Source organism: Ruoffia tabacinasalis, from assembly GCF_042652985.1.
GTDB lineage: Bacteria > Bacillota > Bacilli > Lactobacillales > Aerococcaceae > Ruoffia > Ruoffia tabacinasalis.
On the sequence record NZ_JBHSHQ010000071.1, the window covers coordinates 1 to 9,682 of the forward strand.

Genomic DNA, 9,682 nt, shown 5'->3' on the forward strand with positions numbered 1-9,682 from the left:
GAAATTTCGTTGAATAAGGTTAGGTGTCGCGGGAGTAATTTCACCTGCATATGAACTATATTTCTTTTTAGTTACTGAATGAACAATGAGTTTTTCTTCCTTCATAAGCCGTCTAACAACTTTCTCGGAAACAACAATATTTTGCTTTTTTAGAACGTCATGCATACGACGATAGCCATACGTACGACGACTTTCAATAAAAATATCTTTAAGCATTACCCTTAGATCAGCATATTTATCCGGAAGCTTAGCCTGACTTCTGTGGTAAAAATAACTACTCTTAACTAAATCCAAATTCTCTAGTAAAAGTGCCAATGGATAAAAGGTTTTTAATGCATCAATCACTCTTGTTTTTTCCTTGTTGGAGAGATGTTTTGGATTGATGCCCCATTCTTTTTTACAAGTTCGGCAGACTTTTCCAAGATATCTTTTTCCATTCGTAGTCGATAAACTTCCTGTTTTAAAACATCAACTTCATTTTTCAACCCTTCTAGTTGAGGGCTATCAGGCATATTCGTCATATTAGGTGGAAGCTCCTCTCCGATGAGCTCCTCTTTCCAATCATAGAGCGTTTTACGGGTGACCTGCAGGCGCTCAGCAATTTTTTGGACAGAGGTTTCTCGGCTCACAAGATGGATAACGGCCTCTTTTTTCTGCTCTTGAGAATAGTTTAACTTACTTCGCCTGATTTTACGAGCTTCAGGTGCAAGTTCTTTACACCAATCGCTAAGAATGTTTCTATCTGGATAACCCAACATGCGAACAGTTCTAGAATAATTGCGACCGTATTCGATATAGTGATTAACAGCAAACTGCTTTTCTTCTTGCGTAAATTCACGTTTTCTTTTTGAAGTCTTAGAAAGATCACCATTCTCTTCATATTCCTTAAACCATTTGTATAAAGCTTTTGAAGAAGGATAGCCTAATTCATGAATGACTGACGCCAAAGAGTGTTCGTATTTGATGTAAAGTTTTACAGCTTTCATTCTTTCTTCGTAAGAGTACATGGACATTCTCCTGACTTATAGTTGTCCAAGATTATGTCCGCACCTCCAACTATGTACTTCTCTATTGCAAAACACACGCAAATGCGAATACGTAGTGTCGTGCTTACTCAAGACGCCCCGCAAACACACCACCCCTCCCCAGTAGCGCATAAAGTTAGTCACAGCACTGCTTTCATGATACTATTATGGTTAAAGGAGTGATTGTAATTGATGGAAAATTATATTTTAAATGATGGGTTTGCGATTCCTAAAGTTGGCTTAGGAACTTACGGTTTACGAGGCGAATTAGGAGTGCGTCAAATTGAAACAGCGATTCAATCTGGTTACCGTTTAATTGACTCTGCGTATAATTATGAAAATGAAGGAATCGTAGGTAAAGCCATTCGCAATAGTGGGGTGTCCCGTGATCAAATCACATTAACATCTAAATTACCGGGTCGTTACCATGAGTATGATAAAGCAATGATTGCGATTCAAGAATCGATTGCTCGAACTGACCTAGACTATATTGACTTATACTTAATCCACTGGCCGAATCCAATAGAAGATAAATATGTCGAAGCCTGGCAAGCATTAATTGACGCACAAAAACTTGGCCTTATTCGCTCAATAGGTACATCAAACTTCTTACCAGAGCACATTGACCGTTTAGAAAAAGAAACTGGTATTTTACCAGCAGTAAACCAAGTTGAAACTCATCCAAACTTTAATCAAGAAGCACAACGTGAGTACGATGCATCTAAAGGTATCATTACAGAAGCTTGGAGCCCAATCGGAAGAGCGGCTGACATGATGTCGAATGATTTAATTACAGATATCGCTCAAGCACATAATAAAACTGCCTACCAAGTCATCTTACGCTGGCACATCCAAAGAGGATTTTTACCTATTCCAAAATCAGGAAATTATCAAAGACAACGTCAGAACATTGATATCTTTGATTTCAATTTATCTGAAGATGAAGTAGCTAAGATCAATTCTATTTCCCATGAAGATGGTCGTCAGAAAGATCAAAACCCAGCAGAATATCAAGAATTCTAAATTAAACACAAAAAGACGAATCCGCAAGGACTCGTCTTTTGTTATTTGAGAATACCCGCCTAGTGTTGTTTTAAGCACACTTATGATAAAATGACTATAAAGTACTAGTTAGTGAGGGATAGATATGGAAACCAAAATAGATCCACGTGTCGCTAGAACACGCAAAGCCATCATCGAGTCATTTATACAATTATCAGAAAGAAAACCTTTCGAAAATATTTCAGTCAAAGATATTACTGAAGAAGCATTAATTAATCGAGCAACTTTTTATAATCATTTTCTTGACAAATATGATTTAATGGAGAAAGCTTTATTTGAAGATGTCCAACTGAAATTGAATCGAGAAGAGTATAGTGAAGTTCAATTAAACGAGGAATATATTGTTTCTCTTTTTGAAAAATTATGTTCATTTCACATGCGCTTGGCCACACAATGTCAACGCTCATACATTGTGACAATTAACCAATTAGTCGTGGATCAACTTAAAGTCATTCACTCACAACAATTGAAGAAACACTTTGAATCACTCGATGAAGAAGAAATTCACAAAATAGCAACCTTATTCGCATCAGGGTTACTCTCGCTATCACAAGAATGGTTTGATGACTCAGACGCAGAAGAACCAACTACATACGTCAAAGATGCGATTCCATTTTTAAAAGCATTCATTAAGCAATAAAAAATAAGCTCCCAGGACATAAATGTCAGGGAGCTTTTTGTTATAAATTATTTATGAAAATCTATGCGTGGTGCAATTAAATAATACATAATTAATCCACCGATGGTCATCACGATAAACTCTGATAAAGCTAAGAAGGCATAAGTTTCCCAGAAGAAGTCCGCAAAGCCCATATACATTAACATAGCCGCGATAATGAACATTGTAAACGTAAAGACAAGAGTCATCACACCGTAACGAATAATCATTGGGTCTTTAACTTTATTAACGAAAGCTTTGACCGCTAAATTACCTAAGTAACGTGCTAAAATTAATGATACGAGTGTATGGAAACTCCCAACAAGCACATCAACAATCGTAGATTGCATGGCATTCACGATGAATACCCCCAAAGTAATTGAAGCGATGTAGCGTTTATTATAAAGTCCCATAAAGTTTAAACCTTCTGAAATTCTAAACTGAATGGGTCCATAAGCCACTGGAGCAACGAACATGGTAATGACAACATATAATGCTGTCACTAAGCCAGCCTTAACTAAACCTTGTGTATCAAAACTAGAGTAACTATCGACATGATGATTATTTCCCATTTTTATCAATCTCCTTTATAGTCATAGCATTGCTATGCTAGTAATAACTACGGCCAAAGGACAGGAGCATATTCTGCTGAAGTGCCATAGTACTATTCAGTCATCATCTAAACAGCGTTATATAGTTTACATTAAATAACGTGTAAAGACAATAAGGATTAAAAAAGATGATAGTCACTATAAGTAAAAATAAATGAGAGCCCTAGAATCTTATGCTACAATAAGAATGAAAACAGTTACATAGAAAGGTGAGTATATGAATACATTAAAATTCCAGGATATGACGCTGACTTGGTTAGAATCAACTTCAACACTGAATGATGCAGGGAACATGTTCGGACCGGTGCCTAAAGCCGTCTGGTCTAAAAAGTATCCTAACAATGATCATAATCAGATGAATTCTGTTGAAGATCCCATCCTCATTCAATATAAAAATACGAATTACTTAATTGATGCCGGCTTTGAGACGAACAAGTTTGATAAAAAAGACTGGCGTAATATCGGTGTGCAAAATGAAACTCAATTGACTGACAGTTTGTCTCAACTAAATTTAAGACCTGAAGACATCGATGTCATCTTAATGACTCATATGCATAATGACCATGCGAGTGGATTAACACGCGCAACAGAAGATGGTTTTGAATCAGTCTTCCCGAATGCTACGGTTTATATGACTGAGATCGAATGGAAAGAAGTGCAAAATCCCAACGTTCGTACTAAAGGAACCTATCTCAAAGAAAACTGGGAACCCATTCAAGAACAAGTCAAAGTCTTCAAAGATAAGATTGAAATCGCTCCAGGCATTGAAATGATTCATACAGGCGGGCATTCAAATGGCTTAGCAATAGTTAAATTGACTCAAGAAGACGAAGTTCTACTACATCTGTCAGATTTACTCCTTACCGTAGCATCAATGAATCCAGCATGGGTAAGTAGTTACGATGACTATCCTATGGACACTATCGCTGCAAAGCAAAAGTGGTTACCCGAAGCCTTTGAGAACGGTTATAAACTAATCTTCTATCATGATGCGTATTATTGCATGCTGCAATTTGATCAAGATGGCAAAACAGTCATTGATTACCTAGATAGAGAGAAAAAACCAATCATTGAATGGCCGGAAAATATCGGGAAATTAACTTAAAATAGGGTGTGTTTTATTTTACAATCATAGGTCGTTGTAATACAATAGATTTATGAAGGAAAAATGAGCAAACAATGAGAGTGAGTGTGATTTTCATGATGACTTTAAACCTAATAAAGACTAATCATAAGAATTTCGTGGCTCATTCATTATCACTTCATTTAACTTCACAATTACACACAAACAAAACCTCAGTGCGAAAAGATAGAACTGAGAGTATTTGTGGTCTTTCTAAACTTATTCATACATTCCAAACGAGTCTCTATGCACGTGGTGCGTAGAGGCTTTTTATGTGTCTCAAAGGCTTAGAAAGAAGTCATAGTTGGTGTTACTATTGAATACGGCATGCTGAAGGGAGTGAAAAGGATTGTTTTTGACCGATACTATAAAGAAAGGTTAAGGTGATCCAGATGCTTAGAAAAGCAGTATCTCGTTATTAAGCGTAACTTAATATAATGAAAATGATAAAATGATTAAAAACGTTTGACAAAGTCTAATGTAAACTGTATAATTCTAATTAATAAATCAATGGAGGACTAAAGATGAATTCAAAACTTATTTCACAACATAACCGTTTCTTTTTTAGCAACTTTAGATAGTGTTTGTATCTTGCCTAATTGGATACAAACACGTACAAGCGTTTGTTTGTATCTATGAGGTGCTAAAAAAGTGTGGAGCCCGCATAGATTATTCTAGAGATTATAATCTTTGCGAGTGTGAGATAAGATGAGTTCTTCATTGAGGGACCTATTTAATTTCTTCCTACCTAGCGAGATTATAATTCTCGCTAGGTTTTTTTGTCGCTTTTAGTCAAATCAAAAAGGAGAAATTAACATGAAAAAAATTATTAACCTATTATTAGTTGTCAGCTTAGCATTAGTGAGTATCCTATACGGCTCATCAACAACAGCCAGCGCACAAGAACGAGAACCTATTAGCGTTGGGATATTACAATTTAATGCCCACGGATCATTGGATGAAAACTACCGAGGCTTCATTGAAGGCTTAGCTGAATTAGGTTACGTTGAAGGGGAAAACTTGACGGTCAATTATGTGAACGCTGCAGCTGAAGTCAGCCAACTTCCATCACTGGCAAGTAGTATTGAAGCAGAAAGTGATTATTTATTTGCTATTGCGACACCATCTGCTCAGGCTTTAGCCAATACAACTCAAGATAAGGTCATTTTATTCTCATCTGTAGCCGATCCAATTGGAGCTGGTGTGGTTGATTCATTAGAAGAACCCGGACGTAATTTAACTGGAACAACAAATATTGGACCCATTGAACAACAAATTAATGAAATTTTACTCCCATTAGTACCAGAAGCTAAAAAAATTGGTTTAATTTATAATTCAAGTGAAATTAATGCCCAATACCAAGTCGATATTGCGGTACCAATCCTAGAAGAGCAAGGCATTGAACCAGTTATTAAGACAATCTCATCAACAAACGATATTAGCCAAGCGATGAACGCCTTAGTTAATGAAGAAGTGGACGGAATTTATTTAGTGACAGACAACTATATCGCTGCATCGATGGCACTTGTCGGAGAAATCGGAAAAGAAGCGGGCATTCCAATGGTCGGTGGATCGAATGATATGATTCTCGAGAATGGTCTAGCAACTTATGGATTAGATTACTATGAGCTAGGTGTCCAAACGGCCGAGATGTTAGTCAGAATTATCGATGAAGACCTTGACCCTGCGACAACGCCAGTGGAGTTAGCTAACTACTTAGAACTCGTTGTTAACGAAGATTATGCCAATGCTATCGGCATTGATCCACAAGAAATTTATGACTTAATGGAAGAGTAGAGGCGTATTTACAAATGAATAATAACAATTCTGACAGCAAGAAATGATAAGCCTTTTCATGACTTGCTGTCGTATTGTTTGTATAGAAAACGATACCACGGTATAATACTTATAATAAGTAAGAGACTATTTAAGGGGGAACTACCATGGATGAAAAATTTGTATATGCAGTCTATGACAGAATCGAAGAAGCGAATAAAGCAGTTCAAAATTTAACAGATGCCGGAATACCTGTGAGTGCAATCTCACTCTATGCAGACGATGATGTTGTGGAAGAAGCAAATCAATCCGCGAGTGTCGTTGAGTTAGAAGAATATGATGATGACGATGACCATAGATCATTTTGGAATCGAATCGCTGATTTCTTTGGATCTGACGACGGTGATGATGAGAATTTCCCAGTTGATTTAAAAGGTTATAAAGATGAACTTGATGACGACAAGATATTAGTCGTAGTAGAGAAGACTTATGAAGGCGAAGCACTTTCAGTGGATACGAACGTAAATGTTATGGAAGAAAATGATCCAAACCAAGTAGAGACATTCACACAAAGGAATGACTATCCAACACCAGATGAAACAACTGATTCAGAAAATGCAACAGTTATCGCTGGTGATATGGGTGCAGAAACTTACTACTCTAAAGAGCATCAAAAAGATAGCACTGAAGTAGACTCACAAGTTGACCCAGACGACCGTCAATATACTGTCACTGAAAATGTTCAATACGATGAAAGTAATAAAGTAGCAGGAGATACTGCACGAGAATCAGAAGAAGCAGAAGCCTACTATACAAATCTTAATAAGCAACCGCAAACTGACCGTGATGCAGCAAACAGATCGTCAAACGAGGTCACTTATATAGAAGATCCAGTGGCTGATGAAAAGTTACGTGCGGATAGAAAAGAAGGTGGCGTTGCTGGAGATATGGGTGACTCATCCGATTATTCACAGTATTACCAAAAAAATCAAGAAGCAGCTACACCGACTTCTTCCACAGGCTACCATGATGAAGATTATTATTTAAAAGGTGAAGAATCAAGACTGGAAAGAGAGTCTGAAGGGAAGCGCCGTGATTTCATGGGAATGGGGGACATCAAACGTCCAGTATCAAACCGTTCGAATAATGATCCGAGACTTGGAGAGTTTGAAGGTGAGATGCGTCGTTATGACGATTATCCACCTGCAGACGAAGAAGGCGTAAACCCTGAACAGTATGGAGCAGAAGATAAAGGCCCTCAAAACTTTAATACACCAAGCCCAGAAGATACAAATGACTATGCAGACCAAGAAGAAGGTCATCAATTGGGTGAATTTGAAGCAGAAATGCGTCGACACGACGATAATCCACCTGCAGATGAAGAAGGCGTAAACGCAGATCAATATGAGGACGATAAATAATTGAATTCTAATTTAGAACTCGTACTTGAGGCAATTCAAGTACGAGTTTTTTTACAGCGAGAGTCATTTATTATACAATGATTCTAACAATCGAATGCTGTCAGGAAAGGCGTCTAGTCATCTGATGATAAGAAGGAGTAAACTAAGAAAAATATACATAATCGAACGTCGAAACGGCTAGTATCAATCATAAGATGATTTAATAACATTATAAATTGTCTAATGACTGATGGCGTTTACTATAGAAAAACGGTAGAATTTTGAAATTGAAATATATATAATGTACCTACTATAAAAGAATGATGGAGGATTATTTATGACGACCGTGAAAGACGAGAAACAGGGGAGCATCTTAAATAAAGTATTAGATGCTTTAAAAAATATATTCGCACCAAACTTAGTTGCCTTAAGTGCAGCTGGTATTCTGCAAGGTTTTACAATCTTGTTACATACGTTCGGATTGATTCAAGAGGGACGCGCTGAGTACATTATCTTAGAAACAATTTCAGGTGCCGTGTTCTACTTCTTGCCTGTCCTACTAGCTTATTCAGCGGCGAAAGTATTTAATACAAACCAAGTATTAGCAGCCTGTGTGGCCTTATTCATGTTACACCCAACGACAAGTCCAACTTAGCTTTAGCTGGTGCAGCATTAGCAGTCATGATTAAATCTAACAATTCAAGTTACAAGCAATACTCAGTGACAGCAGTTGTAACTGCTGCTTTAGGAGTTTCGCAACCGGCTTTATATGGTATCGCCATTCCTTATAAACGCGTAATGATCGCAAGTTTTATCGGCGGTTTAGCAGGAGGATTTTATGCCGGTATTGTTGAATTCTATTCTTATGCCTTTGTATACCCAGGTATCGCGGCACTGCCAGCATTTATCTCTCCAGATGAATCATTTGGAAACTTAATTAACAGCATCATTGTAATGATCCTGGCATTCGGAGTTTCATTCTTAATTGTCTTATTCGGTAAATTTGAAGACATGCCAGATGCAGAAATTGCTGAAATCGTAGGAGAAGAAGAGAATTAATTCAGAAATTATGAAACGTCGCCATAGCGGTGGCTTTTTTTATATAAAATAGCAGCTGTAGACAGAAAAATATCTGTAAATATTTTAAAAAGGTCATATATAATGCAATTTATAATTTGCACATAATATGCGTATTATTTGAGTTGATAATGAAATGTTATATAATGGAGTTGTAGTCAAAAAAATATTAGGAGAGATACAATTATGAAGAAATCATTGAAGAGTTTTGCGTTGCTAGGTATATCTGGATTAATGTTAACTGCTGTAGCACCACACGTGACAGCCCAAGATGATTCTCAAGAAGCATCTACTTCTGAAGAGTCAGTTAGCTCAGAAGAAAGTACTGAAAGTACAGATGAAGCCCAAACTGAAGAGAGTGACTTACAAGTAGCCCTTAATGATGCAGTAGCACTATTCCAAGAAGAATACCCTAATGCAGAAATTGAAGAGTTAGAAGTTGAATTAAGAAATGAAGAATACCGAATTACGATTCATGGATTTGAAGATAATATTGAATACGAAGTGGACTTTAGTGTAGACCCAGTAGAAATTACTGACCGCGATGAAGATAATGAAGACGATAATGATAACGATGGTGAAGCATTAGTTTTAGAAGACTTAATCACCATTGATGAAGCATCTGAAATTGCTTTAGAAGAAGCTGGCGAAGGAACAATCACTGATTGGGACTTAGATAGCGATGACGGAAGAGTCCGTTGGGAAATTGAAATTGATGGTGTAGAAAATCCAGATCAAGACGATGATGATGACAAATTACACATCGAAATCGATGCAGAAACAGGAGACATCCTAAACGTTGAATTCGATGACTAATTAATAGTATTTAAGGAGGCTTGAAAAAGCCTCCTTTTTTGTTGTGTACAACTGTTTATTTAAATGTTGAATTGCAATAATTATTGCGACAATTTTTTATTTACTCAATTAATAAGAGTTCGTGTAAAAATACT

11 protein-coding genes are annotated in these 9,682 nt (G+C 36.9%); 8 read left to right on the forward strand and 3 right to left on the reverse strand.

The window, feature by feature from the left end; genetic code table 11:
• The coding region (locus ACFO5Y_RS11070; protein WP_380706668.1) for an IS3 family transposase at positions 1-345 on the reverse strand (345 nt) is incomplete at its 3' end.
• Positions 342-1,007 (reverse strand): transposase, encoded by a 666-nt coding sequence (locus ACFO5Y_RS11075; protein ID WP_209494398.1) that lies wholly within the window; start codon positions 1,005-1,007, stop codon positions 342-344. The genes ACFO5Y_RS11075 and ACFO5Y_RS11070, both read right to left, overlap by 4 nt.
• Before the next feature lie 210 nt (positions 1,008-1,217).
• Here ACFO5Y_RS11075 and ACFO5Y_RS11080 point away from each other — a divergent pair, with 210 nt between their 5' ends.
• Positions 1,218-2,048 carry an aldo/keto reductase gene (locus ACFO5Y_RS11080; protein WP_197105221.1) on the forward strand — a complete coding sequence of 277 codons (831 nt, stop codon included), beginning with the start codon at positions 1,218-1,220 and terminating at the stop codon, positions 2,046-2,048.
• Positions 2,049-2,172: 124 nt separating this feature from the next.
• Positions 2,173-2,727, forward strand: a complete 555-nt coding sequence (locus ACFO5Y_RS11085; protein WP_197105222.1) for a TetR family transcriptional regulator — start codon at positions 2,173-2,175, stop codon at positions 2,725-2,727.
• Between the two features lie 47 nt (positions 2,728-2,774).
• On the opposite strand, the gene ACFO5Y_RS11090 is transcribed toward ACFO5Y_RS11085, so the two are convergent.
• Positions 2,775-3,317 carry a QueT transporter family protein gene (locus tag ACFO5Y_RS11090; RefSeq protein ID WP_197105223.1) on the reverse strand — a complete coding sequence of 181 codons (543 nt, stop codon included), beginning with the start codon at positions 3,315-3,317 and terminating at the stop codon, positions 2,775-2,777.
• 256 nt (positions 3,318-3,573) lie between these two features.
• Here ACFO5Y_RS11090 and ACFO5Y_RS11095 point away from each other — a divergent pair, with 256 nt between their 5' ends.
• From ACFO5Y_RS11095 to ACFO5Y_RS11120, 6 genes are all read left to right on the forward strand, one after another.
• Positions 3,574-4,461, forward strand: a complete 888-nt coding sequence (locus ACFO5Y_RS11095) for an MBL fold metallo-hydrolase (protein ID WP_197105224.1) — start codon at positions 3,574-3,576, stop codon at positions 4,459-4,461.
• Positions 4,462-5,295: 834 nt separating this feature from the next.
• Positions 5,296-6,276 carry an ABC transporter substrate-binding protein gene (locus tag ACFO5Y_RS11100; RefSeq protein WP_197105225.1) on the forward strand — a complete coding sequence of 327 codons (981 nt, stop codon included), beginning with the start codon at positions 5,296-5,298 and terminating at the stop codon, positions 6,274-6,276.
• A gap of 146 nt (positions 6,277-6,422) precedes the next feature.
• Positions 6,423-7,676 (forward strand): general stress protein, encoded by a 1,254-nt coding sequence (locus ACFO5Y_RS11105; protein WP_197105226.1) that lies wholly within the window; start codon positions 6,423-6,425, stop codon positions 7,674-7,676.
• 316 nt (positions 7,677-7,992) lie between these two features.
• A complete protein-coding gene (locus ACFO5Y_RS11110; RefSeq protein WP_197105227.1) occupies positions 7,993-8,310 on the forward strand; it encodes a PTS transporter subunit EIIC in 318 nt (105 codons plus the stop codon).
• A 26-nt stretch (positions 8,311-8,336) separates the two neighbouring features.
• A complete protein-coding gene (locus ACFO5Y_RS11115; RefSeq protein ID WP_197105228.1) occupies positions 8,337-8,714 on the forward strand; it encodes a PTS sugar transporter subunit IIBC family protein in 378 nt (125 codons plus the stop codon).
• A gap of 204 nt (positions 8,715-8,918) precedes the next feature.
• A complete protein-coding gene (locus ACFO5Y_RS11120; protein ID WP_197105229.1) occupies positions 8,919-9,548 on the forward strand; it encodes a PepSY domain-containing protein in 630 nt (209 codons plus the stop codon).
• Positions 9,549-9,682: the final 134 nt, after the last annotated feature.

Bases quoted from the DNA above. Each gene is read 5' to 3' on its own strand.
- ACFO5Y_RS11075 (WP_209494398.1), bottom strand. From the start codon at position 1,007: ATGTACTCTTACGAAGAAAGAATGAAAGCTGTAAAACTTTACATCAAA.
- ACFO5Y_RS11080 (WP_197105221.1), top strand. From the start codon at position 1,218: ATGGAAAATTATATTTTAAATGATGGGTTTGCGATTCCTAAAGTTGGC.
- ACFO5Y_RS11085 (WP_197105222.1), top strand. From the start codon at position 2,173: ATGGAAACCAAAATAGATCCACGTGTCGCTAGAACACGCAAAGCCATC.
- ACFO5Y_RS11090 (WP_197105223.1), bottom strand. From the start codon at position 3,317: ATGGGAAATAATCATCATGTCGATAGTTACTCTAGTTTTGATACACAA.
- ACFO5Y_RS11095 (WP_197105224.1), top strand. From the start codon at position 3,574: ATGAATACATTAAAATTCCAGGATATGACGCTGACTTGGTTAGAATCA.
- ACFO5Y_RS11100 (WP_197105225.1), top strand. From the start codon at position 5,296: ATGAAAAAAATTATTAACCTATTATTAGTTGTCAGCTTAGCATTAGTG.
- ACFO5Y_RS11105 (WP_197105226.1), top strand. From the start codon at position 6,423: ATGGATGAAAAATTTGTATATGCAGTCTATGACAGAATCGAAGAAGCG.
- ACFO5Y_RS11110 (WP_197105227.1), top strand. From the start codon at position 7,993: ATGACGACCGTGAAAGACGAGAAACAGGGGAGCATCTTAAATAAAGTA.
- ACFO5Y_RS11115 (WP_197105228.1), top strand. From the start codon at position 8,337: ATGATTAAATCTAACAATTCAAGTTACAAGCAATACTCAGTGACAGCA.
- ACFO5Y_RS11120 (WP_197105229.1), top strand. From the start codon at position 8,919: ATGAAGAAATCATTGAAGAGTTTTGCGTTGCTAGGTATATCTGGATTA.